We start from the raw sequence: 498 nt of genomic DNA, 5'->3' as shown, positions 1-498 counted from the left end.
TGTTTTACGGGTAAGAGCGATAGCTTGAACACTCTCTTCCCAACTTCGTGCTATGGAACGTACATGGTGTTCAAGTGTGGTGCGTTCAATAAGAGGAGCACTTTCACTCCTTTTGCGATGGATGATATAATGAACGCGGATAAGTGTGCTTTCTAAAAACAGAGGATAGGATTCAAGAAAATCACTTTGATAAAGGTCAACAAAATATTCGCCAATTTTTTCACGAATGTTGCTGCTGTATTGGTCACGGGGTATATAGACGAGTATAGAAACAAAACGTCCAAAAGAATCAATATGGGCAAGCACTCGCAAACGTGGACGTTCATCTAATTGCAAGATAAGTTTGGCGTTTTCTGTCAATGTATCAATGTCAGAGCGAAACATTTCATCTCTTGGATAGGTTTCTAAAACACTAATGAGTGATTTTCCAGAATAGTCTGCGCGTTTATATCAAAGGCGTTGAATGATGGTTTTGGCTTTTTCTTTTAAGAAAGGAAT

The 498-nt window shown here is 38.8% G+C and carries 1 pseudogene; it reads right to left on the bottom strand.

The annotated features are described in order from the left end of the window. Positions 1-498 (bottom strand): annotated as a pseudogene (locus tag J7R10_RS08540) (NAD-glutamate dehydrogenase); the annotation flags it as partial.

It is taken from the genome of Bartonella vinsonii subsp. berkhoffii ATCC 51672 (assembly GCF_902825225.1).
GTDB lineage: Bacteria > Pseudomonadota > Alphaproteobacteria > Rhizobiales > Rhizobiaceae > Bartonella > Bartonella berkhoffii.
Note: the sequence above shows the minus strand (reverse complement) of the source record. Positions and strands in the feature narration are given on the sequence as shown.